Annotated in this window: 30 protein-coding genes; 11 read left to right on the top strand and 19 right to left on the bottom strand. The window is 70.6% G+C overall.

From position 1 onward, the window contains the following. Positions 1-187 precede the first annotated feature (187 nt). The 8 genes from AB0N16_RS22795 to AB0N16_RS22760 all read right to left on the bottom strand — a co-directional run bounded on the left by AB0N16_RS22795 (position 188) and on the right by AB0N16_RS22760 (position 5,861). Positions 188-1,153, bottom strand: a complete 966-nt coding sequence (locus AB0N16_RS22795) for a folate-binding protein (protein ID WP_365799435.1) — start codon at positions 1,151-1,153, stop codon at positions 188-190. A gap of 10 nt (positions 1,154-1,163) precedes the next feature. After that, positions 1,164-1,625 (bottom strand): Fur family transcriptional regulator, encoded by a 462-nt coding sequence (locus AB0N16_RS22790; protein ID WP_365799433.1) that lies wholly within the window; start codon positions 1,623-1,625, stop codon positions 1,164-1,166. Between the two features lie 29 nt (positions 1,626-1,654). Beyond that, positions 1,655-2,230, bottom strand: a complete 576-nt coding sequence (locus AB0N16_RS22785) for an FABP family protein (RefSeq protein WP_351708981.1) — start codon at positions 2,228-2,230, stop codon at positions 1,655-1,657. Between the two features lie 223 nt (positions 2,231-2,453). Further along, positions 2,454-3,284 (bottom strand): hypothetical protein, encoded by an 831-nt coding sequence (locus tag AB0N16_RS22780; RefSeq protein WP_365799431.1) that lies wholly within the window; start codon positions 3,282-3,284, stop codon positions 2,454-2,456. Then, on the bottom strand, positions 3,281-4,111 hold the full coding sequence (locus tag AB0N16_RS22775; protein ID WP_365799429.1) for a hypothetical protein: 831 nt from the start codon (positions 4,109-4,111) through the stop codon (positions 3,281-3,283). The genes AB0N16_RS22780 and AB0N16_RS22775 overlap by 4 nt, the downstream gene beginning before the upstream one ends. Before the next feature lie 20 nt (positions 4,112-4,131). Continuing rightward, positions 4,132-4,824, bottom strand: a complete 693-nt coding sequence (locus tag AB0N16_RS22770) for a hypothetical protein (RefSeq protein WP_365799427.1) — start codon at positions 4,822-4,824, stop codon at positions 4,132-4,134. Between the two features lie 207 nt (positions 4,825-5,031). Next, a complete protein-coding gene (locus AB0N16_RS22765) occupies positions 5,032-5,391 on the bottom strand; it encodes a DoxX family protein (protein ID WP_365799425.1) in 360 nt (119 codons plus the stop codon). Beyond that, the gene (locus AB0N16_RS22760) at positions 5,388-5,861 is read right to left on the bottom strand and encodes a cupin domain-containing protein (RefSeq protein ID WP_365799423.1); all 474 of its coding nucleotides are present in this window, start codon (positions 5,859-5,861) and stop codon (positions 5,388-5,390) included. The genes AB0N16_RS22765 and AB0N16_RS22760 overlap by 4 nt, the downstream gene beginning before the upstream one ends. Positions 5,862-5,985: 124 nt before the next feature. Between AB0N16_RS22760 and AB0N16_RS22755 the strand changes: the two genes are divergently transcribed. Both AB0N16_RS22755 and AB0N16_RS22750 read left to right on the top strand, forming a co-directional pair. Then, positions 5,986-6,930, top strand: a complete 945-nt coding sequence (locus AB0N16_RS22755) for a LysR substrate-binding domain-containing protein (RefSeq protein ID WP_365799975.1) — start codon at positions 5,986-5,988, stop codon at positions 6,928-6,930. 9 nt (positions 6,931-6,939) lie between these two features. Next, positions 6,940-8,112, top strand: a complete 1,173-nt coding sequence (locus AB0N16_RS22750; protein WP_365799421.1) for a serine hydrolase domain-containing protein — start codon at positions 6,940-6,942, stop codon at positions 8,110-8,112. Here the strand turns inward: AB0N16_RS22750 and AB0N16_RS22745 are convergent. Beyond that, positions 8,102-8,374, bottom strand: a complete 273-nt coding sequence (locus AB0N16_RS22745; RefSeq protein WP_365799419.1) for a DUF397 domain-containing protein — start codon at positions 8,372-8,374, stop codon at positions 8,102-8,104. The genes AB0N16_RS22750 and AB0N16_RS22745 overlap by 11 nt on opposite strands. Next, positions 8,356-9,198 (bottom strand): helix-turn-helix transcriptional regulator, encoded by an 843-nt coding sequence (locus tag AB0N16_RS22740; RefSeq protein WP_365799417.1) that lies wholly within the window; start codon positions 9,196-9,198, stop codon positions 8,356-8,358. Before AB0N16_RS22740 ends, AB0N16_RS22745 begins: the two co-directional genes overlap by 19 nt. A 176-nt stretch (positions 9,199-9,374) precedes the next feature. Here AB0N16_RS22740 and AB0N16_RS22735 point away from each other — a divergent pair, with 176 nt between their 5' ends. Then, complete coding sequence (locus tag AB0N16_RS22735) at positions 9,375-9,749, top strand: hypothetical protein (RefSeq protein WP_365799415.1); 375 nt, start codon at positions 9,375-9,377, stop codon at positions 9,747-9,749. A 23-nt stretch (positions 9,750-9,772) separates the two neighbouring features. Beyond that, the gene (locus AB0N16_RS22730) at positions 9,773-10,135 is read left to right on the top strand and encodes a DsrE family protein (RefSeq protein WP_046732507.1); all 363 of its coding nucleotides are present in this window, start codon (positions 9,773-9,775) and stop codon (positions 10,133-10,135) included. Between the two features lie 38 nt (positions 10,136-10,173). On the opposite strand, the gene AB0N16_RS22725 is transcribed toward AB0N16_RS22730, so the two are convergent. Next, entirely contained in the window at positions 10,174-10,575 is a 402-nt protein-coding gene (locus tag AB0N16_RS22725) for a helix-turn-helix domain-containing protein (RefSeq protein WP_365799413.1), read from the bottom strand. A 107-nt stretch (positions 10,576-10,682) separates the two neighbouring features. Between AB0N16_RS22725 and AB0N16_RS22720 the strand changes: the two genes are divergently transcribed. After that, a complete protein-coding gene (locus AB0N16_RS22720) occupies positions 10,683-11,528 on the top strand; it encodes an NAD(P)H-binding protein (RefSeq protein WP_365799411.1) in 846 nt (281 codons plus the stop codon). Positions 11,529-11,545: 17 nt separating this feature from the next. Here the strand turns inward: AB0N16_RS22720 and AB0N16_RS22715 are convergent, their stop codons facing one another. From AB0N16_RS22715 to AB0N16_RS22680, 8 genes are all read right to left on the bottom strand, one after another. After that, a complete protein-coding gene (locus tag AB0N16_RS22715) occupies positions 11,546-11,809 on the bottom strand; it encodes a DUF3099 domain-containing protein (protein WP_365799409.1) in 264 nt (87 codons plus the stop codon). 254 nt (positions 11,810-12,063) lie between these two features. Next, positions 12,064-12,351 (bottom strand): DUF1416 domain-containing protein, encoded by a 288-nt coding sequence (locus tag AB0N16_RS22710; RefSeq protein ID WP_351708937.1) that lies wholly within the window; start codon positions 12,349-12,351, stop codon positions 12,064-12,066. A 73-nt stretch (positions 12,352-12,424) separates the two neighbouring features. After that, complete coding sequence (locus AB0N16_RS22705; protein WP_360515835.1) at positions 12,425-13,264, bottom strand: sulfurtransferase; 840 nt, start codon at positions 13,262-13,264, stop codon at positions 12,425-12,427. A gap of 120 nt (positions 13,265-13,384) precedes the next feature. Continuing rightward, positions 13,385-13,465: an Ms5788A family Cys-rich leader peptide gene (locus AB0N16_RS22700; protein ID WP_350751515.1), complete on the bottom strand. Its 81-nt coding sequence runs from the start codon at positions 13,463-13,465 to the stop codon at positions 13,385-13,387. Between the two features lie 379 nt (positions 13,466-13,844). Continuing rightward, the gene (locus AB0N16_RS22695; RefSeq protein ID WP_365799407.1) at positions 13,845-14,582 is read right to left on the bottom strand and encodes a DUF2993 domain-containing protein; all 738 of its coding nucleotides are present in this window, start codon (positions 14,580-14,582) and stop codon (positions 13,845-13,847) included. 195 nt (positions 14,583-14,777) lie between these two features. Further along, positions 14,778-16,052, bottom strand: coding sequence for a hypothetical protein (locus AB0N16_RS22690; protein ID WP_365799405.1), 1,275 nt, complete (start codon positions 16,050-16,052; stop codon positions 14,778-14,780). A gap of 9 nt (positions 16,053-16,061) precedes the next feature. Then, on the bottom strand, positions 16,062-16,316 hold the full coding sequence (locus AB0N16_RS22685) for a MoaD/ThiS family protein (protein ID WP_365799403.1): 255 nt from the start codon (positions 16,314-16,316) through the stop codon (positions 16,062-16,064). 149 nt (positions 16,317-16,465) lie between these two features. Then, positions 16,466-17,326 (bottom strand): alpha/beta fold hydrolase, encoded by an 861-nt coding sequence (locus tag AB0N16_RS22680; RefSeq protein WP_365799401.1) that lies wholly within the window; start codon positions 17,324-17,326, stop codon positions 16,466-16,468. Between the two features lie 179 nt (positions 17,327-17,505). Between AB0N16_RS22680 and AB0N16_RS22675 the strand changes: the two genes are divergently transcribed. From AB0N16_RS22675 to AB0N16_RS22650, 6 genes are all read left to right on the top strand, one after another. Beyond that, positions 17,506-18,294 (top strand): response regulator transcription factor, encoded by a 789-nt coding sequence (locus AB0N16_RS22675; RefSeq protein ID WP_365799399.1) that lies wholly within the window; start codon positions 17,506-17,508, stop codon positions 18,292-18,294. A gap of 107 nt (positions 18,295-18,401) precedes the next feature. Continuing rightward, positions 18,402-19,424, top strand: a complete 1,023-nt coding sequence (locus AB0N16_RS22670; protein WP_351708916.1) for a LacI family DNA-binding transcriptional regulator — start codon at positions 18,402-18,404, stop codon at positions 19,422-19,424. 290 nt (positions 19,425-19,714) lie between these two features. Then, positions 19,715-20,854, top strand: a complete 1,140-nt coding sequence (locus tag AB0N16_RS22665; RefSeq protein ID WP_365799397.1) for a trypsin-like peptidase domain-containing protein — start codon at positions 19,715-19,717, stop codon at positions 20,852-20,854. Between the two features lie 30 nt (positions 20,855-20,884). Then, entirely contained in the window at positions 20,885-21,112 is a 228-nt protein-coding gene (locus tag AB0N16_RS22660) for a hypothetical protein (protein ID WP_365799395.1), read from the top strand. Between the two features lie 117 nt (positions 21,113-21,229). Further along, positions 21,230-21,964: a response regulator transcription factor gene (locus AB0N16_RS22655; RefSeq protein WP_365799393.1), complete on the top strand. Its 735-nt coding sequence runs from the start codon at positions 21,230-21,232 to the stop codon at positions 21,962-21,964. Continuing rightward, positions 21,961-23,406 carry a HAMP domain-containing sensor histidine kinase gene (locus AB0N16_RS22650; protein ID WP_365799391.1) on the top strand — a complete coding sequence of 482 codons (1,446 nt, stop codon included), beginning with the start codon at positions 21,961-21,963 and terminating at the stop codon, positions 23,404-23,406. The genes AB0N16_RS22655 and AB0N16_RS22650 overlap by 4 nt, the downstream gene beginning before the upstream one ends. The last annotated feature ends 25 nt before the right edge of the window (positions 23,407-23,431 follow it).

Here is a 23,431-nt window from a genome sequence, read left to right as displayed (position 1 = left end):
CGCGGCGAACTCCTCCTGCGGTGTCAAAGCGCCTCCCCCCGGGGGGCACACCGACCGGCAAGTCGAACACGTGCGCACCGTGTTCAGGAAGTCGCTGCCCGTTGCCAATGATGAGTGTCAACGGCATATCTCGCAGGGTGCTTCCCGGAATCCGGGGGATCCCGGGAAGACCCGGAATCCCGGCTCCCTACGGTTCGACGATCACTTCCTGCGCCGCGGCCGTATCCCCCGCGATCAGCCGGGCGTCCACCGGGACGTTGCGCTTGACCAGTGCCAGGGCCACCGGACCCAGTTCGTGGTGGCGTGCCGACGTCGTCACGACGCCGATCCTGCGGCCGTCCTCGCCGTCGTCGGCCAGCCGGATCTCCGTGCCGTGCGGCGGCAGGTGCACGTCGCTGCCGTCCAGGTGCAGGAAGACCAGGCGGCGGGGCGGCTTGCCGAGGTTCTGCACCCGGGCCACGGTCTCCTGGCCCCGGTAGCAGCCCTTCTGCAGATGCACCGCGGTGCCGATCCAGCCCAGCTCGTGCGGGATGGTGCGGTGGTCGGTCTCGAAGCCGAGGCGGGGCCGGTGGTTCTCCACCCGGAGGGCCTCGTACGCCAGCAGGCCGGCCGCCGGGCCCGCCTTCTCCGCGAACGACTCCAGGTCCGCGCGGGGCAGGAAGAGATCACGGCCGTACGCCGTCTCGCGTACGACGGCACCGTCCGGGGGTTCGGCGATCGAGCCGGCCGGCAGGTGCACGACCGCGAAATCGCCCGTCCGGTCGGCGACCTCCACCCGGTAGAAGAACTTCATCGACTCCAGGTAGGCGATCAGCGCCTGTGCGGTGCCGGGCTCCACATGGGCCCAGACCGTCGTGCCGTCGTCGACCAGATACAGCGCGTGCTCGATATGGCCGTGCGCGGAGAGGACCAGCGCCTCGGTGGCCTCGCCGACGGGCAGCTCGCTGACGTGCTGGGTGAGCAGGAGGTGCAACCAGGCGAGCCGGTCGTCGCCGGTGACGGTGACGACACCGCGGTGCGAGAGGTCCACGAAACCGGCGCCGTCGGCGAGGGCGCGCTGCTCGCGGAACAGGTCGCCGTAGTGGGCGGCGACTCCTTCGTCCACGCCCTCGGCGGGCACGGCGCCGGGCAGGGTCAGCAGGGGGCTCTTCATATGAGTAAGCCTACGACTCGGTAATTGAAGTCTGGACGGCTGCGGCCTTGGTTCCCTTGCGCGCGCAGTCCTGGCAGCGGCCGAAGATCGCGAAGTGCTTCATGTCGGTCTCGAAGCCGAACTCCCGCCGCAGCTTGGCGGTGAACTCCGCGGCGACCGTCACGTCCGCCTCGATCACGTTCTCGCAGTCGCGGCAGACCAGGTGGATGTGGTGGTGCCGGTCGGCGAGGTGGTACGTCGGCGCCCCGTGCCCGAGGTGGGCGTGGCTGACCAGCCCCAGCTCCTCCAGGAGCTCCAGGGTCCGGTAGACGGTGGAGATGTTGACCCCCGACGCGGTCTTCCTCACCTCACCGAGGATGGCGTCGGGGGTCGCGTGCTCAAGGGTGTCCACAGCTTCGAGCACGAGTTGCCGCTGCGGCGTCAGCCGGTAGCCGCGCTGCCTTAGGTCGCTCTTCCAGTCGGTGCTCACCACACCGAAAGTCTAGAACCACTCGGCGGGAACTACTTGAAGAAGGCGATGCCGTCGTCCGGCATATCGGCGGGCAGGGCCTTGGCCCAGCGCTCGACCTCCTCCGGAGTGACGACCTTCTTCAGGTGCGCGGACATGTACGGGCGCAGCTCGACCTCGGGGGTCTGCTTCTCCCCCACCCACATCAGGTCGCTCTTGACGTAGCCGTACAGGCGCTTGCCACCGCTGTACGGGGCGGAGGCGGCGGTGCGGGCCACGGCGTCCGTGACCAGGTCGATCTGGGGCTTCTTGTCGGCCATCTCGCCGTACCAGATCTCGATCACGCCGTCGTCGCGGGTCATCGTGACCTCGACCCTGCGGTTGGCGTCGATGCGCCAGAAGCCGTGCTCGGTCTCCAGCGGGCGGACCTTGTTCCCGTCGTTGTCCAGCACCCAGGTCTGGGAGTGGTACTCCAGGAAATCACGCCCGTCGTGGCTGAAAGTGGCCTCCTGGCCGAAGTTGCACTTCTCCGAGCCCGGGAAGTCGTGGACGCCCGCGCCGGCCCACTTGCCCAGCAAGAAGGCGAGCGGGACCAGGTCCTTGTGCAGGTCGGACGGAATCTCGATCATGACGGCGGTTCCTAGGCGGTGGGGATCAGCGCTGGCCCTGGTACAGCTTCTTCACGGTCAGTCCGGCGAAGGCGATGACGCCGACGCAGACCAGGACCAGCAGGGTTTCGAAGAAGATCTCCACGGGTGCTCCTTGAGCGGGGGTGGGCGTACGTACAAGAGCCGGGCCCCAGCTTACGCGGCCGGGGCCCGGGGCTCTTGGCGAGGTGTGCCCCTGCGGGGTTCAGGCCAGCAGCTCGCTCTGCAGGGTGACCGTCTGCTGGAAGGGGACGGCGAGCGCGCTGCCCTTCCGGGCCTGGATGATCACGCCGACGGTGTCGCCGCTGGTCACGTAGGCCTGCCGGACCTGCTCGGCGCCGTACGGCCTGAGCTCCGTGTAGGACGCCAGCGTGACGTCGTCGATCCGGGCCGGGTCCGGGAACTTCTGGTCGAGTTCGTACTGGCCGCCGTCGCGCAGTGCGAAGGACGGCGACGAGTAGGTCATGAGCTGGTGGCTGAGTTCGTCCGCGACCGCGGCCGTGCCGAACTGGAGGAGGTAGATCCGGGTGTGCGTGCCGTCGGGGGTGGTCCAGCCGCGGGCGGTGAGGTGCCGCGGCCCGTCGTCGAGGAGCTTCCGGCGCAGTCCGTCGCGGTCGTGCGCGGTGAACTCGGCGAGGAAGGTCTTCGCCGGCAGCCAGCCGTCGTTGCCCTTGAGGGCCGCGTCGGCGGTGGCACCCTCCGGCGCGGGAAGTACGAGTTTCCGCAGGTCGGCGAAGTGGTTACCGGCCGGGTTACGGGAGTTGTCGTTCGGTCCGGGGCTCCCGGACGGCAGCGGCGGCCGCACGAGGGTGGGGTACGTCCAGCGCCCGTCGGAGTGCGTGCCGAGCCCGGGTACATCGGTCCGGTCGAGCCGGGTCACGCCGTAGGCCGTCCCGGCTCCGACGACCGCGAAGACGGCCACGGCGGAGGCCCAGCGGAGCGCGGCCCGCAGCACGCGGCGGTCCTTCTTCGGGGGCTGTGGCGGGATCTCGGCGAGGTCGTCGAAGACCTCCGGCTGGTTCGTGTCCGTGGTCATACCGACGCCCCCGGCTCCTTGATGCGGTCGAGCTGTGCGCGGAACATGTCGGCCGCGCTCTTCTTGTCCAACGGCTTGGCCGCGGTCGCCGTGGCGGTGACCAGGACGTCACCCACGTAGCCGGTGCAGAACATCGTGTCGAGCTTCTCGCCCGAGTCGGCCGGCGGCAGGAAGCACGAGGCCGAGTCCTTGTAACCCTGGATCTCCGGGCCCTTGCGAAACACCTTCAGAGCGTTGAAAAGCTCCTGCTGGCCGGCCGCCATGGAACGGACCGTCCGCTGGTTCCCCATCTGCGCCAGCACGATCTCCATCGTGTACTCGTCGTACGTGGTCACGGCCGTGTTCACGTAGCTGCGCATCGCCATGCCCTTGACCGGGTTCCGGTCGAGCTGCCGTTCCAGCTGCTGCCGCTGCGAACGCGGCAGGTCCTTGATCGACTCCTTGCGCAGCAGGCTCGCCTGCTCGCCGGACAACGCCGCGTCCGATCCGAACTCGGCCATGTCCGGGCCGCGGTCGTACGTGTCGCCGTCGTACGGCAGCAGCATCCCCCGGAGACCGCTGCCGCCGGCCGCCTTCGTCTCCTTGGCCGCCTTCGGCAGGCTCCAGACGGGAGCACCGGGGTCGCGGTCCGCGCCCTGGACGGTGACGACGGTGCAGGCGACCCCGGCCAGCACCACGGCGGCCAGGACACCGGCGGCACCGACGACAGCGATATGACGACGGTCACGCGGCCGCTTCTCGACAGGCGGCGGCTCGACGGCGGTCGGCTCCGCGGAAGGCGGCTCGGCAGCGGTCGGCTCCGCGGACGCGGACGTTGCCGGAGTCACGGACGTTTCCGGGTTCTCGGTCACAGCCGCTCCATTTGCCGCTTGGCCAGATCCAGCACCTTCGTTTTCGGGATCGGCTTCGTGTCGTAGATCCAGATCTCCATGGCGATGTCCCCTCGCCACGCGTGCGCCTCGGCGGAGTAGACGCCCACGCCGTAGGACGTGTCGGCCTTCTCGTGGACGTACGCCATGCCGTCGCCCGTGCCGGGTATCGGCCAGCTCTCGGTGTCGTGGTCGCCGGCCGGCTCGGCGTAGTAGTAGGCGTCGCCCGCCGCGTCGGCGGCCTCCGCGCCCCTCTCCAGCTGGCGGTACTGGACCAACCGGATCTCGACGCCGAAGTCGCCGCCCTCACGCCAGTTGGTGACAGCAGCCCGGCGGAACTCGTTCTGGCCGACCAGGTTGTTGAAGGCACCGGCCGGTGACTTGTACGTCTCCGCGTACCCGGCCAGGTCCAGCCAGCCGTCGCTGCCCACCTCGTACAGCCCCTTGCGCGCCCCGCTCGGCTTGCTCAGCAGCAGCTTGCGCAGGTCGCCGTCCACCTTGACCTGGCGGTCCTGGGCGGCCGACAGCGGCTCGGGGCCCGCGCCCCTCGCCTGTGCGAGGGACGGCTGGGAGAGGGGCGGCAGGGCGGTGGGCTCGCGGTCGGCCTGGACCAGGTAGCCGACGCAGGTACCGGCCACGACGCCGAGCACGGCGGCGGTGGCGATCAGCACGCCGGTACGGCGTCTTCCTGGTCTTCCCGGAGGTCTTCCCGGAGGTCTTCCCGGAGGTCTTCCCGGAGGAGTTTCTGGAGGTGTTTCTGGAGGTGTTTCTGAGGCGTCCAATGGATCCCCCTGTGGAAACGGGAGCGCGGTTCCTTGATCCGCGCGCCACAGGAGACTCGTGGTCGACTCACTGAGTTGTACAACCATTAATTACGATCAGGACACCGCCGCCAGCCAGCCGGTCACCGCCGCCGCGAGCAACGCCGTGACGTTGAGGGCGACCTGACGGTCCCCCATCTTCAGGTGGACCCGGATCGCGCCGACCTGGAGGACGACGAACCCGGACGCGGCCGCGACCGCCGGCCAGGTCGCGACACCGGTCAGGCGCGGGAGCACCAGGCCGAGCGCGCCGAGCAGTTCCACCGCCCCGATCGCCCGTACGGCCGCCATCGGCATGCCGTCCACCCACGCCATCATCGGCCGCAGCCGCTCCCGGCTCCGGACGACCTTCAGGCCGCCCGCGTAGAGGTAGAAGAGGGCGAGGAGTCCGGCGACGATCCAGTAGGCGACGCTCATGAGGCGGGTTCGGTGGCGTAACGGCTCATCACCTCGACGTTCGCCCGTGCGGTCGGTGCCGCTCCGGTCGCGAACAGGTCCCGCAGCTCCCGGAAGTACCGCACGTACAGGTCGGGCGTGAACGTGCTGAGCATGACCGCCGGTTCGTCGGTGACGTTGGCGAAGGTGTGCGGGGCGCCGGGCGGCACCATCACCAGGGTGCCCGCGGTGGCGTCGTGGTCGTCCTCCCCGACCGTGAACCGCACGGATCCGGAGACGACGTAGAAGCCCTCGTCGTGCTCGGCGTGCCGATGCTGCGGCGGGCCGGGGGTGTGCGGTGCGAGCACGGACTCGGCGACGCCGAGCCGGTGGCCGGTGGTACGGCCGTCCTCCAGGACACGCATCCGGGTGGTGCCGAGGACGAGCACCTCGCCGTCGTCCGGGCCGACGACGGATACGGCGGGCTCATCGTGCTGGTCGTGGTTCGTCATGCCTCGATTCCACGGCCGGGGCGGTACGGCTGTCCAAGACCTGTTCCGCAGACTCGATACCCGATCGGTATCGTGGCTGTATGGAGGGGTGAAGCGGAGGGAGCGGATGGAGCGGATGGAGCGGATGGAGCTGCGGACGCTGCGCTATTTCGTGGCCGTCGCCGAGGAACTCCACTTCGGCCGGGCCGCCGCACGGCTCCACATGAGCCAGCCCCCGCTGAGCCGTGCGATCAAGGGGCTGGAGGGCGAGATCGGCGCGGCGCTCTTCGAGCGATCCCCGGCCGGTGTCGCCCTCACCCCCGTCGGAGCCGTGCTCCTCGACGAGGCCCGGGCGCTGCTCGACCAGGCCGACAGGCTGCGCGTGCGGGTCGCCACGGCGGCTGGCGCCACCACCCTCACCGTCGGCCTCCTCGGCGACAGCACGGATCCCGGCGTGCGCCGGCTGGCCCGCGCCTACCGTGAACGCCACCCCGGCGTCGATATCCGCGTCCGCGAGACCGACCTCACCGACCCCACCTGCGGGCTGCACGCCGGGCTCGTCGACATCGCCCTGACCCGCGCGCCCTTCGACGAAACCGGGCTGGCGGTAAGGGAGTTGCGGGCCGACCCGGTGGGCGCACTGCTGCGCGCCGACGATCCGCTGGCCCGCCGGGAGAGCCTGACGCTGGCCGACCTCGCCGACCGGCAGTGGTTCCGGTTCCCGGCGGGCACGGACAGCCGCTGGCAGTCGTACTGGAACGGCGGCGTGGTGCGGGAGGGGCCGGTGGTGCGGGCGATCCAGGAATGCCGGCAGGCGGTGCTGTGGAACGGCACGGTGGGCATGACGACGACCGACCACGAGCCGGGCGCCGGGCTCGTGACGGTGCCGGTCGTGGACATGCGGCCGAGCAGGGTGGTGGTGGCGTGGGTCGAGGGAGACACGAATCCATTGCTCCGGCCGTTCGTGCGGGTGGCGATCGATGCCTATCGCGACCGCGACCGGGACCGGGACCGTGACCGTGACCGGGGGGATATCCCCCACTCGGATCCTGGGGTGGACCGGATCGCGCCCCAGGAGGGGCAGACCTAGCGTTCAGTCATGATGTCGACTCCGCTCAAGTACCTCGCCATCGCGCTCGGTGTCGCCACTCTGCTGTCCACCGGGACGACCACCGCCACCGCCTCCCCGGTTGCGCGGTTACAGCGGGACACCGACGCGATCCACGCCCTCGGCATCAGCGGTGTACAGGCCCGCGTGATCGCGCCCGACGGCCGGCAGTCGGTCGCCACCAGCGGCACCGCCCGCCTGGACACCGGCCGCCCCGTGGCCGCCGACGGCTACTTCCGCATGGCCAGCACGGCCAAGACGCTGGTCGCCACCGTGGTCCTCCAGCTGGAGGCCGAGGGCAGGCTGTCCCTGCACGACACGGTCGACCACTGGCTGCCGGGAGTCGTACGGGGGAACGGCAACGACGGCCGCCGGATCACCGTCCGCCAGCTGCTCCAGCACACCAGCGGCATCCACGACGACCTGCCCGGATACACCACGCCGGAGGAGTACTACCGGCAGCGCCACGACGTCTACGGCCCCGGGCAACTCGTCGCCCGCGCCATGGCCCACGCACCGGACTTCCCGCCCGGCAAGGGCTGGGCGTACTCCAACACCGGCTACGTCCTGCTCGCCCTGATCATCCAGAAGGCCACCGGCCATCCCGCCCACCAGGAGATCGAGGACCGCGTCCTGCGCCCGCTCGGCCTCGACCGGACCCGCTGGCTGGGCGCCTCGCCCGCCCTGCCCCGGCCGCATGCCCAGGCCTACCAGTACTTCGGCCCCGGTTCCCGGGTGGACGTCACCGACCAGATCCCGGTGGACCCCGAGAACCTCTCCTGGGCCACGACCACACGCGACGAGAACCGCCTCCTCCGCGCGCTGCTCGCCGGCCGCCTCCTCCCGGCACGCCAACTGGCCGAGATGAAGCGGACGGTCCCCGTGAACGCCGAGGTCCAACAGCTGTGGCCCGGCGGCCGATACGGGCTCGGCCTGGTCGAACGCCCCCTGAGCTGCGGCGGAAGCTACTGGGGCCACGAGGGCGGGGACGGCGGCTACATCACCCTCAACGGCGTCACCGACGACGGCAGGCGCAGCGCGGTGGTCTCCATGTCCGAGGCCCGCGGCGACACCCCGGACCACATCCTGGCCCAGGAGAACGCGGCGAGCACGCTGATCGACCAGGCGTTGTGCGACGGCCGGACGACGAACGTCAGTGCTTGACTCCGTCGACGAAGGCCACCCAGGCGGAGGCGCCGAAGAGGAGGGCGCCGCGATCGGGGTCCTTGCTGTCACGGACGGGGACGAGGGAGGGGAGACCGGCGGCGACTTCGAGGCAGTTGCCGCCGTCGGAGTTGCTGTAGCTGCTCTTGTGCCAGTGGGCAACACGAAGGAGGTCGTCGGAAACTTCGATGCACTGGCCGCCGTCGGAGTTGCTGTAGCTGCTCTTGCGCCACGTGAGATTGCTCAAGTCGATGGCTCGCACGGCACTTCCTCCAACATACGCAAGATGAACGTCCGCGACTCGGCAGGGCTCAGCGCCAGGTCACGTACGGCATCATAAGTGCGGTGGAGGTGCTCAACCCGGCTTGTTTCCTCGACCAGTTCGCCCCGTACGTCGTTTTCGGCATAGGCAACCGCGCGCCCGTCGAGCAGCCGCAGGAACATCACATCGGTGCTTGCCAGGCCGTGCAGACCTGTCCCGAACGGCAGCACGTGCAACGTGATGTGCGAGCGGTCTCCCGCTGCCACCAGATACTCCAGTTGCTCTCGCCACTCCCCAGGGTCGCGTAACGAGTTACGCAGCACCGCCTCTGAGAGAATGACGCGAAACGGCGGGGCGTCGTCGCCTTCCAGCACCGCCTGTCGTCCGATGCGCGCAACGACCTGCCGCTCCAGCTCCTCGTCCTTCAAGCCGCCTGCTGCGAGCGCCTCACGCACATACGCCGGGGTCTGAAGCATTCCCGGCGGACGGCTCACCGCGTAGTGCCACAGGCTCACCGCCTCGGCCTCCAGCACCATGTACCGCCGGTACTGCTCCTTGAACTGCGACGGATCCCCAACCGCCAACTCCCACATGGCCAGCAACAACCCCGGCGTCCCGTAGTACTGGTCCAGCGCCTCCACGACCTCCGGGCTCCCCAGGCTCCGCCCGCTCTCCATCTTGCCGAAGTTGGAGGCGTCCCAGCCCAGTTCCTCGGCCAGCTCCCGCAGGCTCACCCCCCGTTCGGCCCTCAGGTGCCGTAGCTCCTCCGCGAACCGTTGCCTGGGCTCCTGACTACGCCCCGTCACCACGCGCCTCTGCGGCACCGCACCCCTCCCTGGTACGCCATGGAATGTGTGGAATTAGCGCCGCCAGACGGGGAAGAACCGCTCGCCATCGGCGTGCCGACGCCACCTCCAGGCCATGCTCGTAGCAGCCTCGATACCCAGAGTAGTCCAACTCGCGCATTTCGTATAGATGTTGGACGAAAGGAGCAAATGCCATGGAGCCCGGAACCTTGTTCTACGACACCGCCACCGACCAGGTCGGCGAGTACCGGGACCAGTCGGGGCCGTACGCGATGCTGCGTCCCGTCGGTGGCGGCAGGGAGTGGCAGGCCGACCCGGCGACGCTACGCCCCGCTACCGACAGAGAGCGGCTCAGTGCCGGGGTACGCGCGGCGAACGGCCGAAGTACCTGGGCCGTACCGCCGTCCCCCGACGACCTGAGCCGACCACCCCGGCCCGTCCCCGGCTGCGCCGAGTGCGCGGACCTCTGCGATCGAAGAGAGACCGCGCTGGTCGCGTACGACCACAGCGCGGCCACCGACGCGAACGTGCTGCTGCGCCAGCACCAGCGCGCGGAGCACCAGCCCTGACGCGGCCCGATTACGCTGCACGCATGGCGAAGAAGCTCGTGATCAAGGTGACGGCCGGGGCGGACGCCCCGGAGCGGTGCTCGCAGGCGTTCACGGTGGCGGCGGTGGCCGTCGCCAGCGGCGTCGAGGTGTCGATGTGGCTGACCGGCGAGTCCGCGTGGTTCGCGCTGCCGGGGCGGGCCGCCGAGTTCGAGTTGCCGCATGCCGCTCCGCTGCCGGACCTGGTCGACTCGATCCTGGCGGGCGGCACGCTCACGCTCTGTACGCAGTGCGCGGCCCGCCGGGACATCACGGAGAAGGACGTCATCGAGGGCGTACGGATCGCGGGTGCGCAGGTCTTCGTGCAGGAGGCGATGGCGGAGGGGACGCAGGCGCTCGTCTACTAGAACCGCGCCTCTGGAACCGTGCCTCTGGGAACCGCGCTTCAGGGGCGCGGGGATCCCGCCTCGTCGTAGCGCTGCCGGGCCGTCTCGACGTCGTCGAGGTGGGTACCGGCCCAGTCGGCGAGGTGGGCGAAGAGCGGGGCGAGGGTGGTGCCGAGGTCGCTGATCTCGTACTCGACGCGGGGTGGCACCTCGGGGTGATAGGTGCGCACCACCAGGCCGTCGCGCTCCAGCTGGCGCAGCCGCTGGGTGAGCACCTTCGGCGTGATGCCCTTGATGCGTCGCTCCAGCTGGACGAACCGCTGGCGGCCGAAGGTGTGCAGGGACCAGAGGATCGGTGTCGTCCACCGGCTGAAGACGATGTCCACGACCGGGGAGACCGGACAGGCCAGCTCGGGGTCGGACAGGGCGTCGGGTGCGGGCCGTCGAGTCGCGGTCGTCATGAGCCACACCCCTCTGAGGTAGTCACTTTCCTCTAGGTACCTACTATACCGGCGCTGTTAGCGTCCCTGTCATCGCTGAAGACCACCGGAAAATACGGGAGTTGAGCATGATCGTGGTGACGGGTGCGACCGGGAACGTGGGCCGGTGGCTGGTGGCGGCCCTGGCGGCGGCCGGGGAACGGGTGACGGCCGTGTCGCGGGGGATCGCCCCCGTGGACCTGCCGGACGGAGTCGTACAGGTGCGGGCCGACCTGGCCGAGCCGGAGAGTCTGCGGCCGGCGCTCGGCGGTGCCGAGGCGCTGTTCCTGCACGACGGCGGCACGGGCGGCCACGGGCTCGACGCCCGGGCCGTGCTTGCGGTTGCCCGGGACGCCGGGGTGGCGCGGGTGGTGCTGCTCTCCTCGCAGGGCGTGGCGACCCGGCCGGAGTCGCCCTCGCACGGCGGAGCGATGCGGGCGGTCGAGGACGCGGTCCGCGGGTCGGGCCTGGCCTGGACGATCCTCAGGGCCGGCGGCTTCGCGTCCAACGCCTACGCCTGGGCGGAGTCGGTGCGTGCCGAGCGGACGGTCGCCGCGCCGTTCGGTGACGTCGGGATCCCGGTGGTCGATCCGGCGGACATCGCGGAGGTCGCCGCGGTGGCCCTGCGCAAGGACGAACACGCGGGCCGGGTCTACGAGTTGAACGGTCCGGCGGCCGTCACGCCGCGGGAGCAGGCGGCGGCCATCGGGGCGGCGCTCGGTGAGCCGGTGCGGTTCGTGGAGCTGACCCGGGCCGCGGCGCACGCCCGGATGGCCGCGTTCATGCCGGAGCCGGTGGTGGCGACGACGCTGGCCGTCCTCGGCGAGCCCAACGCGGACGAGCTGCGGCTCAGCCCGGACATCGAGGGAGTGCTCGGCCGTCCGCCCCGGACCTTCGCCGCGTGGGCCCTGCGCAACGTCGAGGCGTTCCGGTAGGCCGGGCACGTCGGACCTCAGGACCGGGGGCGCTTCTTCCCGTCCAGCTCGTCCCACCACTCGTCGGACTTGGGGTCACCGGAGGGGTCGTCCCACCAGCGGTCGTCGGGCCCTCGCCGGTTCGCGACCATCGCGGCGACGGGCGGGATGACCATGGCCACCACACACATCCCCACGGCGGCGGGGACGGACCAGATACGCACGACTCCCCAGGCCAGGACGAAGAGACCGATGCAGATCCCCATCATGACGAAGTACGCGCGACGACGCCGGGCGAGCATGAGTCAAGGGTAGGTCGGCCGGGAAGGTTGAGCACGACCCCGCTGCGGGATCGACGGACGCCCGTCGCGGAGCGACTGATGTTCACGCCGGCGCAGCGTCTCGAAGCCTGCGAAGCAGTGCGGGAGACGCGTCAAGAAGGGGTCACGCGACGACGCCGGGCGCGCATGCGTCCAGGGTGGGTCCGGTGGGCGGGGACGGCGAAGGGCCGCGCCTCGGGGTTTCGGCCCGGGGTGCGGCCCTTGCGTCCAGCTGGTCAGACCGCGATCGCGACCTCGGCCAGGCCGCCCTGCTGGGCGACGACCGTGCGGTCGGCGGTGGCGCCGGGGACGAGGGCTCGGACGGTCCAGGTGCCCTCCGCCGCGTAGAAGCGGAACTGTCCGGTGGCGGAGGTGGGGACCTCCGCGGTGAACTCACCGGTCGAGTCCAGGAGGCGGACGTAGCCCGTCACCGGCTCGCCGTCCCGGGTCACCTGACCCTGGATCGTGGTCTCACCGGGCTTGATCGTCGAGCTGTCCGGGCCGCCGGCCTTCGCTCCACACATGTCGTACTCCTGTTGAGGTCTTGAAAGGTCGGTCTGGGGACTTGCCAGGGTCTTGCGGGGGTCCTGCGGGGTCCTACTTGTTGGCGCCGAGCTCGATCGGGACGCCGACGAGGCTGCCGTACTCGGTCCAGGAACCGTCGTAGTTCTTGACGTTCTCGACACCGAGCAGCTCGTGCAGGACGAACCAGGTCAGGGCCGAGCGCTCGCCGATACGGCAGTACGCGATGGTGTCCTTGGCGAGGTCGACCTGCTCCTCGGCGTAGAGCTCCTTGAGCTCGTCGTCCGACTTGAAGGTGCCGTCGTCGTTGGCGTTCTTCGACCACGGGATGTTGCGGGCGGACGGGACGTGGCCCGGGCGCTGCGACTGCTCCTGCGGCAGGTGGGCCGGGGCGAGCAGCTTGCCGGAGAACTCGTCGGGGGAACGCACGTCGACGAGGTTCTGCGAGCCGATGGCCGCCACGACGTCGTCGCGGAAGGCGCGGATCGCGGTGTTCTGCGGCTTGGCCGTGTAGGTGGTCTCGGTGCGCTCCGGGACCTCCTCGACCAGCTCGCGGGCGTCCAGCTCCCACTTCTTGCGGCCGCCGTCGAGAAGCTTGACGTTCTCGTGGCCGTAGAGCTTGAAGTACCAGTAGGCGTAGGACGCGAACCAGTTGTTGTTGCCGCCGTACAGGATCACCAGCGTGTCGTTGGCGATGCCCTTCGCCGACAGGAGCTTCTCGAAGCCCTCCTGGTCGATGAAGTCGCGGCGGACCGGGTCCTGCAGGTCCTTGGTCCAGTCGATGCGGATCGCGTTGCGGATGTGGTTCTTCTCGTAGGCGGACGTGTCCTCGTCCACCTCCACGATCGCGATCTCGGGGTTGTCCAGGTTGTCCTGGACCCAGTCGGCGTCGACCAGGACGTCGCTGCGGCTCATGCTCTTTCTCCTCCGGGCAGTTGCGGCGGGGCGTGCGAGTGCGGGTGGGTGCGCGCAGGCGCGCACGGATGCCCTCGGCAGGGGAGGGCAGGGGGGATGCGGAGGCAGGGGCCTCCACCGTCAGAAGGGGCGACAGAGCATGGCGGCGACGCGGCACAGGTCGACTGCCCGCCGCTTCGTGAGATCCGCCTGACGCTTCATGGGCTCGATCGTAGGGACGGATGACCGGGCATGTCACCGGCATGTCGCATGATGAGACGCGATCGTCCGGATTATGGGACGTGATGCGGGTCCGGGGCGTGATCAGGCCGCGGCGGCCCTGCCGCAGCCGTCGTCACATCTACGGTACGGACGCCGCCGTCTCGACAGATGGACGGGCTCGCCGGTCGTACAGGCCGACGGACGGGTCCGGTCCCCCGTCCGGGTGAGGGGCGGGTCCGGTCCCCCGTCCGGGTGAGGGGCGGGTCCGGTCCCCCGTCCGGGTGAGGCACGGGTCCAGTCCCCCGTCCGGGTGACGGACGGGTTCCCTCCGACGTCCCGGCCGGTGCTCCGAGCCCGTCGGCCGCAGCCGTGGCGACTTTTACCCGGCCAGCCGGACGTTCGAACCCTTCACCCCGATCTCCACACCATCCGCCGCCGCCTCCACCTTGTCCAGCCGGATACCGCCGGGGAGCTGGCTGATCGCCTGCTGGAAGTCGGAGGCCTGCCGGAACCGGTCCTCGACGAGGCTGACCCCGGCGAGCTTGGGCAGGTTGTCGGCGTGCACCTGCACGGCGTTGTCCTTGACCGTGACCGTGCTGAGGACGGTCACCTTCTGGTGGGCGTCCACACCGGGGACGGTGAGGTCGAGGGTGACCTTGATCTTGCCGTTGCCGCCGTCGGCGAGACCGACGACCTTGCCGGTGAAGCCGAGGCCGAGGTCGGTGGGCTGCGTGTCCACGTTCTTCAGCAGCTCGCTGTAGGAGATGAGCGCGGTACCGGTGGCGGTCCGCGCGGTGGCGGAGCTGTAGTCGCCGGAGAAGTCGACGCCCTTCATGTCGGCCTTCAGGTCCTCGATGCGGATCGTCTTGCCCGCCGTGCCGGTGGTGGCGTCGTAGTCCTTGATGCCGACCTCCACGTCGTCCAGCGTGCCCCCGGCGACCTGGGTGAGGAACGGGAAGCCCTTGATGGAGACGTCCGGGGTGCTCGCGAGGTCCTCCGTCGTCTTCAGCTTGCCGGCGGCCTCACCCTCGGCGAAGTGCACGGCGACGCGGTCGACGACCACGAAGAGCACGCCCAGAATGACGACGACGATCAGGAAGATACGCAGGGCTCGCATGATGGTGGGGTCCCCCGGTTCGGCGTTCGATAACGGCGGGTTCACGCTAACCCTGCCGGGGACGACAACCGGGAGTTTGTCGAACACCTGTGACAGGTTTGAACTTCTGACAGGTCGAACATCTGTCAGGTTTGAACATCGCCGGCAGCCCGGCGGGACCTACGCGAGCAACCACCACGCACCCGCGGCCGAGAACTACCGGCCCAGGATCCACACCGCCGGTGCCGCCGCGGCCAACGGCAGCGCCACGCCCGCCGTGAAGTGGACGAACTTCGACGGGTAGTCGTAGCTCGCCGCCCGGTGACCGGCCAGCGCGCACACCGCGGCCCCCGCCCCGATCAGCGCGCCCTTGGCGCCCACCCCGGTCATGCCGCCCACCGCGATGCCCGCCCCGGCCGCGGCCAGCACCGACACGATCACCGACGCCACCGTCGGCAGCGGCAGCGCCCGCGCCACCACCGCCACCGCGACCGCCGCCGCGCCCACCGACGCCGCGTCCGGGTCCGCGCCCAGGAAGCCCGTCGCGATGATCGCCAGCGCGGAGGAGGCGACCGTGGCCATCAGTCCGTACATACGGGTGTCGGCGTCCGCGTGCGAGCGGAGCTGGAGGACCAGGGACAGCAGGACCCAGATGCCCAGCGGGCCGAGGATCGCCGCCGGGGCCTGGTCGCGCCCCGCCACCAGGACCGCGGCGTCCGCCGCCAGCGCGCCCAGGAAGGCGAGGGCGATGCCCTGGCGGGCCGGCCACATGCCGTTCAGCCGGAACCAGCCCGCCGCCGTCACCGCCTGGAGGATCACCAGGGGGACCACCAGGGCGTACGAGGAGATCGGGGCCGCCACCGCCAGCAGCAGGCCCAGCAGGCCCGTCAGCAGCGCCGGCTGCATCCCCGGCTCGATGATCGGTGAGCGGCCCTCCAGGCGGGCCCGCTGCGCGTCGGTGATGCGCGCGTTGCCGGCGACGGTCGCGGGACCGTAGCCGGAGCCGGGCGAGCCGGACTCAGCGGGTCCGGCGCCGGCCGCGGGCGTGGGCACCGGGGGCGGCGTGTGCGCCGACTGCGGCGGCTGCGATGCCCGCTGCGGCTGCTGCGGCTGCGGCTGCTGCGGGTAGGCCGACTGCTGCGGATACGCCGGCTGCTGCTGGGCGTGAGCCTGCTGCGGCTGGGCGTAAGCCTGCTGCGGCTGCTGGGGGTGGGACTGCGGCTGCTGCGCGTGCTGCTGTGCCTGCGCCTGTGCCGGTGCGTACGTCTGCTGGGGCATGTACGCCGTCTCCGCCGCCGAGGCCTGCGGCTGCGCCGCCTGCACCGGCGCGTGCGTCTGCGTCTCCCAGGTCTGCCCCTGCCACTGCTGGGTGGCGTACTGCTGCTCCTCGTACCCCCACTGGGGCTGGGCGGGCTGCTGGGACTGCTGGGGTTGTTGAGGCTGCTGGTACTGCTGATACGGGTCGTAGCCCTCGTGCGGCTGGTTGGTCATCGGTCTCGCTCACCCTCCTGCGAACGGCGGGAGCACCTCGACCGTGCCGCCCTCGGCCAGCCGTACCGTCTCATGCTCGCGCGTCCCCACGGGGTCACCGTCGATGAGGAAGGAGCATCGCCGCAGGACGCGCGCGAGTTCCCCGGGGTGTCGCGCACGCACCGCGTCCAGCGCCTCGGCGAGGGTGTCCGCGTCGTACGGCTCCTCGGCGGTGCCGGCCGCGGCCTTCGCGGCGGCCCAGTAGCGCACCGTGACCTTGGGCATCAGGTTCCTCAAGAGACTCAGCAAGAACAATTCGGTCGGCTGTGTAACTGTGTGGCTGTTGTACCTGTGTAGCTGTGTGGCTGTTGTAGCTGTGTAGCTGTTGCACCTGTGTGGCTGTGTACCTGCGTGGGCTCGTGTACAGGCTCAGGCTAGCCCGCCCGGGAGGCCGCCCAGTCGCCGATCCTCGCCAGCAGCCGGTCGTCCGCGGCGTGTTCGGCGTGCCCCATGCCGGGCTCCAGCCAGAGCTCGGCCGCGCCACCGGCGGCGTCCGCGAGCATCCGGGGGTGGTCGACCGGGAAGTAGCCGTCGCTGTCGCCGTGCACGATCAGCAGCGGGGTGGGGGCGATCTTCGGGACGGCCTCCACCGGGGACAGCGGCACCGGGTTCCAGTCGCGGCAGTGGATACGGGTGCGGAAGCCGTAGCGGCCGACGAGCCGGCCCTCCGGTCTGGTGACCAGCCAGTGGACGCGGCGCATGGGGGCGGTACCCCGGTAGTACCAGCGGGCGGGGGACGACACCGAGACCACGGCGTCCACCCCGGCGTCCACCCCGGCGTCCACCCCGGCGTTCAGCGCCGCGTGCCGCAGCACCACCGAGCCGCCCATCGAGAAGCCGACGGTCACCACGCGGGTGTGCCCGAAGCGGCGCGCCCAGCGCACCGCCGCCGCCAGGTCGAGGACCTCGCGGTCGCCGACGGTGGTGCGCCCGCCGGAGCGGCCGTGGCCCCGGAAGGAGAAGCTGACCACCGGAGCGTAAGCCGTCAGGGCGGCCACCACCCGTCGCACGTGCGGCCGGTCCACGTCGCCGGTGAACCCGTGGGCCAGGACGAACACCAGGTCACGGGAAGGTGACCGGGAGCCGTCGTATACGACGGCGGCGGGATCGTATACGGAATCGATGGAAACCCCGTCGTCCGTGTGCAGAAACGTCCGCATAGAGGCGTTTCTGCTCGTCTCATATGCCGGACGAACGATGGAACGTGCCACACGACCTGCCGGACCGATGCTCATGTGGGCTATTCTGCTGGGCAGAGGACTCGGGCAGCGCCGCCACCGGGTCCTTTTGTGCTTTCGGAAGCTCTGTATACGAAGCGGGAAACTCCAGGTGACCGCGGATGTACGGAGGATCGGGAGCGCAGCGCAGTGTCATTGCACACAGTCCTCGCAGGGACCGAGGAGGAACCAGACATATGAGTTCTCTGCTGCTCCTGACCAACGCCCTCCAGCCATCCACGGAGGTGCTGCCGGCCCTCGGGCTGCTCCTGCACAACGTGCGGGTCGCTCCGGCCGAGGGCCCCGCCCTCGTCGACACGCCGGGCGCCGACGTCATCCTCATCGACGGCCGCCGCGACCTCCCGCAGGTACGCAGCCTCTGCCAGCTGCTGCGGTCGACCGGCCCCGGCTGTCCGCTGATCCTGGTCGTCACCGAGGGCGGCCTCGCCGCCGTCACCGCCGACTGGGGCATCGACGACGTACTCCTCGACACCGCCGGCCCCGCCGAGGTCGAGGCCCGGCTGCGCCTCGCCATGGGCCGCCAGCAGATCGTCAACGACGACTCGCCCATGGAGATCCGCAACGGCGACCTCTCGGTGGACGAGGCGACGTACAGCGCCAAACTCAAGGGACGGGTCCTCGACCTCACCTTCAAGGAGTTCGAGCTCCTCAAGTACCTGGCCCAGCACCCGGGCCGCGTGTTCACTCGTGCACAGCTGCTCCAGGAGGTCTGGGGCTACGACTACTTCGGCGGCACCCGGACCGTCGACGTACACGTACGGCGGCTGCGCGCCAAGCTCGGCGTGGAGCACGAGTCCTTGATCGGAACCGTCCGGAACGTCGGTTATCGATTCGTTACCCCCGAGAAGGGCGAGCGGGGCGAGCGGGCCGGCGACGAGGCCAGGGCGCGGGCCGAGGGCCCAAAGCCGGAGGATGCGGACGCTTCGGCGGCCCTGGACGCGGTCGAGGCGGCGGCGGAGGCGTAGTGGTGGTCCGGGCGAGGCATGGCCGTCGCCCGGACGGGGCATTGCTTCCGCAAGCGAAGCTTCGATACGCCCTGCCCAGAGCGGGTCCATCCGCGTAGACTCCGCGCGTGGCCAAGGTGACTCGGGATGATGTGGCGCGGCTGGCGGGGACTTCGACCGCCGTGGTCAGTTATGTCATCAACAACGGACCCCGGCCGGTCGCACCGGCCACGCGCGAGCGTGTCCTCGCCGCGATCAAGGAGCTGGGGTACCGGCCCGACCGGGTCGCCCAGGCGATGGCATCCCGGCGCACGGACCTCATAGGCCTGATCATTCCGGACGCCCGTCAGCCCTTCTTCGGCGAGATGGCGCACGCGGTGGAGCAGGCCGCGTCCGAGCGCGGAAAGATGGTGCTGGTCGGCAACACCGACTACGTCGGCGAGCGCGAGGTGCACTATCTGCGCGCGTTCCTGGGGATGCGGGTCTCGGGCCTCATCCTCGTCTCGCACGCGCTGAACGATCTGGCCGCCGCCGAGATCGACGCCTGGGACGCCCGGGTGGTGCTGCTGCACGAGCGGCCGGAGGCGATCGACGACGTGGCGGTGGTGACGGACGACCTGGGCGGCGCCCAGCTCGCCGTCCGGCACCTGCTGGAGCACGGCTACGAGTACGTGGCCTGTATGGGCGGTACGGCGGACACCCCGGCCGTCGGCGACCCGGTCTCCGACCACGTCGAGGGCTGGAAGCGGGCCATGGACGAGGCGGGCCTGACCACGGAGGGCCGGCTCTTCGAGGCGCCGTACAACCGGTACGACGCGTACCGGGTGGCGTTGGAGGTGCTGGCCGGCCCCGACCGGCCGCCGGCGTTCTTCTGCTCCACCGACGACCAGGCGATCGGCCTGCTGCGGGCGGCCCGCGAGCTGCGCATCGACGTGCCGGGAGAGCTGGCGGTGGCCGGCTTCGACGACATCAAGGAGGCGGCACTGGCGGACCCGCCGCTGACCACGATCGCATCGGACCGCCCGGCGATGGCACGGGCGGCGGTGGACCTGGTCCTCGACGACGGCCTGCGGGTGGCGGGGTCGCGGCGGGAGCGCCTGAAGACGTTTCCGTCGCGGCTGGTGGTGCGGGGGTCCTGCGGCTGCGGGTAGCTCTCCCAGCGCGGGTGCGGGCAGCTCTTTGACTGCGGGTGCGTCGTGGTTGCTCGCGCAGTTCCCCGCGCCCCTGAAAGCAGGGCGCCACGGCGAGCGCCCCTTAGGGGCGCGGGGAACTGCGCGACCAGCCCCCACTGGGCCGCACCCACAGGAAGCGCTTCATGAACGGTTTCTGAGAACCTCGCCCGACCTGCGAGAAGGTTCCTTATATCGGGCAAACGCGCTTCTCGCGGCGTTCTCAGCGGGCCCTCAGGTAGCTCTCATGGTCACGGGACAAGCTACTTGTCATGACCGAGAGCCTCCGCCGCAGCGGCGAGTACGAGAACCCCCAGGGTGACGCCTACCAGGGCGCGTACCCCCAGCAGCAGCACGCCTCCACCCCCGTGAACCCGGAGTGGCCGCCCCCGCCGGCCCACCAGCCGGTGCAGCAGGCCGCCCCGCAGGTCACCATGGAGCCGGAGACCGCGCAGCTCCCGGAGTACTCGCCGGAGCCTCCGCTGCACACGGCGGAGCACCCGGAGCACTCGGCCCACGCGAAGCAGAAGCGCACCCGGGGCCCGATAGCCCTGCTCGCCGCGGTCGCGATCGTCGCGGCGGCCGTCGGCGGCGGCACGGCGTACGCCTTCCAGGAGCTGACCGGCAAGAACGACGTCGTCTCCAGCTCCACCACCACCAGCGTGGTGCCCTCCAGCAAGAAGGGCGACGTCGCCACGATCGCCGCCGCCGTCAGCCCGAGCGTCGTCGAGATCACCGCCACCCTCAGCAACGGCACCTCCACCGGCTCCGGCGTCGTCATCAGCAGCAACGGCGAGGTCATCACCAACAACCACGTGATCTCCGGCGCCGAGTCGATCAAGGCGACGACCAGCACCGGCAAGTCCTACACCGCCGAGGTCGTCGGCACCGACAGCGCCAAGGACCTCGCCCTCATCAAGCTCCAGGACGCGTCCGGCCTCAAGACCGCCACCCTCGGCAACTCCGACGGCGTCCAGGTCGGCGACACGGTCGTCGCGATCGGCTCCCCCGAGGGCCTCAGCGGCACCGTCACCAGCGGCATCGTCTCCGCGCTCAACCGGGACGTGACCGTCTCCACCGACGAGGGCCAGGACCAGCAGAGCCAGGGCGGCGGCGGCAACGGCCAGTGGCCGTTCTCCTTCGGAGGCCGGCAGTTCAACGGCGACACGGGCTCGTCGACGACGACCTACAAGGCGATCCAGACCGACGCCTCGCTGAACCCCGGCAACTCCGGCGGCGCGCTGATCGACGCCGGCGGCAACATCATCGGCATCAACTCGGCGATGTACTCGGCCAGTTCGGACTCCTCGTCATCCTCCTCGGACGCGGGCAGCGTCGGTCTCGGCTTCGCCATCCCGATCAACACCGTCAAGTCCGACCTGGCCAAGCTGCGGGCGGGCTCCACCAGCTGAAGCACGGCACGAAGAGCAAGGGAGTACGTCATGATCAAGCAGGTTTCGCACACGACGACCGGCAACGGCCCGGCCGCTCTCGGTCTGGCCCTCGACGTGGCGTACGAACTCCACGCGCCGACCGAGGCGGCGGTGGCCCCGGCCCCGCGCGCCCCGGAGGTCGCGCCGGCCCCGGAGCTGATGGGGCTGCGCATGTCCGCCGCCCGTCCGCACCAGCGCAAGGTGCCGCTGAGCCGTATGACCCTGGTACGCGGCTAGGGGGCGTTCCGCCCCACCGGCGCGCATACCCGACAGCCCGGAAACATGCGAGGCTGAGAGGCGTCCCACCACGAACCACCGCACCCCGATCCATCACACCCCGAGGAACCGCGAGCGATGAGCCCCGCCGAAGGCGACCGTGACCCCCAGCGCATCCTGATCGTCGACGACGAGCCGGCCGTACGCGAAGCCCTCCAGCGCAGCCTGGCCTTCGAGGGGTACGAGACCGAGGTCGCGGTCGACGGGGCGGACGCGCTGGAGAAGGCCACGGCCTACAAGCCGGACCTGATCGTCCTCGACATCCAGATGCCGCGGATGGACGGCATGACCGCGGCCCGCCGGATCCGCGGGGCGGGCGACACGACCCCGATCCTGATGCTGACGGCCCGCGACACGGTCGGCGACCGCGTCACCGGGCTCGACGCCGGGGCCGACGACTACCTGGTCAAGCCCTTCGAACTCGACGAACTCTTCGCCCGCATCCGTGCCCTGCTGCGCCGCAGCTCCTACGCGGGCACGGTGACCGACGGGGGCTCGGAGGACGAGGCGCTCACCTTCGCCGACCTGCGCATGGACCTGGCGACCCGCGAGGTCACCCGGGCCGGCCGCCAGGTGGAGCTGACCCGCACCGAGTTCACGCTCCTGGAGATGTTCATGGCCCACCCACGCCAGGTCCTCACCCGCGAGCAGATCCTCAAGGCCGTCTGGGGCTTCGACTTCGAGCCCTCCTCCAACTCCCTCGACGTCTACGTCATGTACCTCCGCCGCAAGACCGAGGCGGGCGGCGAGCCCCGCCTCGTCCACACCGTGCGCGGCGTCGGGTACGTCCTGCGCCAGGGCGGCGCGGAGTGAACAGGCTCGCCCGCCGCTTCCGCACCCTCCCGATCCGCGCCCGCCTGTCGATGCTGGTCGCGGCGGCGGTGGCGTTCGCGGTGGCGGCGGTGTCGGTGACGTGCTGGTTCATCGTGCAGGGGAAGCTGTACGGCCAGTTGGAGGCGGACCTGCAGAAGGTACGCGGACCGGGGCAAAACGCCGCCCAGGCGCAGGTGGCCGCCGCCCAGAGGATCCTCTTCGACTGCTCCTCGACGGTTGCGGACTCCAACGGCCTGCGGATCAACTACGCCCAAGTGGTCAAGACGGACGGCTCGATCTGCCTCGACCATGACTCCACGGGTGTGGTCAAGGTCGCTCAGTCCGACAAGGACGTCATCAAGGCCGGGAACACCGGGACCCTCTACTTCCGCAACGGCACCGACAAGGACGGTAACCCGCTGCGCGTGATGACCCAGGTGTTCGCCACCGAGAGCGGTTCCCACGTCGGGCTGATCACCGCGGTTCCCCTGAAGAGCACCCAGGACACCCTCAAAGACCTCGCCCTGCTTCTCCTCCTCGTCTCCGGCATCGGAGTCATCGGCGCCGGAGCCGCCGGCCTCGCGGTCGCCCGCGCCGGTCTCCGTCCCGTCGACGAACTCACCGAAGCCGTCGAACACGTCGCCCGCACCGAGGACCTGAGTATCCGCATCCCGGTGGAGGACGAGTCGGACGACGAGATCGCCCGTCTGTCCCGCTCCTTCAACAGCATGACCAGCTCCCTGGCGAACTCCCGAGAACTCCAGCAACAGCTCATCGCCGACGCCGGCCACGAACTCCGCACCCCCCTCACCTCCCTCCGCACGAACATCGAGCTCCTCACCCGCAGCGAGGAGACGGGCCGCCCGATCCCCCCGGCCGACCGCAAGGCGCTGCTCGCCTCGGTGAAGGCGCAGATGACGGAGCTGGCGGCGCTGATCGGCGACCTCCAGGAGCTGTCCCGGTCGGAGGGCCAGCGCGGCGAGCGCGTTCAGATGGTGGCGCTCCAGGACACGGTCGAGGCGGCTCTGCGCCGCGCCCGTCTGCGCGGCCCGGAGCTGACGATCACGGCGGACGTCCAGCCCTGGTTCGTGCGCGCCGAGCCCTCCGCTCTGGAGCGGGCGATCGTCAACATCCTCGACAACGCGGTGAAGTTCAGCCCGGAGGGCGGCCAGGTCGAGGTCACCCTGGACTGCGGCGTCCTCACGGTCCGCGACCACGGCCCCGGCATCCCGGAGGACGAACTCCCCCACGTCTTCGATCGCTTCTGGCGCTCCCCGAGCGCGAGGGCCCTCCCGGGCTCCGGCCTCGGCCTGTCCATCGTGGCCCGCACGGTCCAGCAGGCGGGCGGCGACGTCACCCTGGCCCGCGCGAACGGCGGCGGCACGGTGGCGACGGTACGGCTGCCGGGAGCGCCTACGGCTCCGCCGGAGGCGGCGGGGTAGGCGGCGGGGTAGGCGGCTTGAACTC

It is taken from the genome of Streptomyces sp. NPDC051105 (genome assembly GCF_040682795.1).
Classification (GTDB): Bacteria; Actinomycetota; Actinomycetes; order Streptomycetales; family Streptomycetaceae; genus Streptomyces.
The sequence above is the reverse complement of the archived record's forward strand: the minus strand, read 5'-3'. Positions and strand labels throughout refer to the sequence as shown.

Coding starts and splice junctions, on each gene's coding strand:
- AB0N16_RS22715 (WP_365799409.1), bottom strand. CDS start 11,809: ATGCTCGCCCGGCGTCGTCGCGCGTACTTCGTCATGATGGGGATCTGC.
- AB0N16_RS22750 (WP_365799421.1), top strand. CDS start 6,940: ATGATGTCGACTCCGCTCAAGTACCTCGCCATCGCGCTCGGTGTCGCC.
- AB0N16_RS22795 (WP_365799435.1), bottom strand. CDS start 1,153: ATGAAGAGCCCCCTGCTGACCCTGCCCGGCGCCGTGCCCGCCGAGGGC.
- AB0N16_RS22780 (WP_365799431.1), bottom strand. CDS start 3,284: ATGACCACGGACACGAACCAGCCGGAGGTCTTCGACGACCTCGCCGAG.
- AB0N16_RS22695 (WP_365799407.1), bottom strand. CDS start 14,582: ATGCGAGCCCTGCGTATCTTCCTGATCGTCGTCGTCATTCTGGGCGTG.
- AB0N16_RS22675 (WP_365799399.1), top strand. CDS start 17,506: ATGAGTTCTCTGCTGCTCCTGACCAACGCCCTCCAGCCATCCACGGAG.
- AB0N16_RS22700 (WP_350751515.1), bottom strand. CDS start 13,465: ATGAAGCGTCAGGCGGATCTCACGAAGCGGCGGGCAGTCGACCTGTGC.
- AB0N16_RS22690 (WP_365799405.1), bottom strand. CDS start 16,052: ATGACCAACCAGCCGCACGAGGGCTACGACCCGTATCAGCAGTACCAG.
- AB0N16_RS22665 (WP_365799397.1), top strand. CDS start 19,715: ATGACCGAGAGCCTCCGCCGCAGCGGCGAGTACGAGAACCCCCAGGGT.
- AB0N16_RS22705 (WP_360515835.1), bottom strand. CDS start 13,264: ATGAGCCGCAGCGACGTCCTGGTCGACGCCGACTGGGTCCAGGACAAC.
- AB0N16_RS22680 (WP_365799401.1), bottom strand. CDS start 17,326: ATGAGCATCGGTCCGGCAGGTCGTGTGGCACGTTCCATCGTTCGTCCG.
- AB0N16_RS22785 (WP_351708981.1), bottom strand. CDS start 2,230: ATGATCGAGATTCCGTCCGACCTGCACAAGGACCTGGTCCCGCTCGCC.
- AB0N16_RS22720 (WP_365799411.1), top strand. CDS start 10,683: ATGATCGTGGTGACGGGTGCGACCGGGAACGTGGGCCGGTGGCTGGTG.
- AB0N16_RS22725 (WP_365799413.1), bottom strand. CDS start 10,575: ATGACGACCGCGACTCGACGGCCCGCACCCGACGCCCTGTCCGACCCC.
- AB0N16_RS22755 (WP_365799975.1), top strand. CDS start 5,986: ATGGAGCTGCGGACGCTGCGCTATTTCGTGGCCGTCGCCGAGGAACTC.
- AB0N16_RS22730 (WP_046732507.1), top strand. CDS start 9,773: ATGGCGAAGAAGCTCGTGATCAAGGTGACGGCCGGGGCGGACGCCCCG.
- AB0N16_RS22655 (WP_365799393.1), top strand. CDS start 21,230: ATGAGCCCCGCCGAAGGCGACCGTGACCCCCAGCGCATCCTGATCGTC.
- AB0N16_RS22760 (WP_365799423.1), bottom strand. CDS start 5,861: ATGACGAACCACGACCAGCACGATGAGCCCGCCGTATCCGTCGTCGGC.
- AB0N16_RS22735 (WP_365799415.1), top strand. CDS start 9,375: ATGGAGCCCGGAACCTTGTTCTACGACACCGCCACCGACCAGGTCGGC.
- AB0N16_RS22660 (WP_365799395.1), top strand. CDS start 20,885: ATGATCAAGCAGGTTTCGCACACGACGACCGGCAACGGCCCGGCCGCT.
- AB0N16_RS22710 (WP_351708937.1), bottom strand. CDS start 12,351: ATGTGTGGAGCGAAGGCCGGCGGCCCGGACAGCTCGACGATCAAGCCC.
- AB0N16_RS22765 (WP_365799425.1), bottom strand. CDS start 5,391: ATGAGCGTCGCCTACTGGATCGTCGCCGGACTCCTCGCCCTCTTCTAC.
- AB0N16_RS22685 (WP_365799403.1), bottom strand. CDS start 16,316: ATGCCCAAGGTCACGGTGCGCTACTGGGCCGCCGCGAAGGCCGCGGCC.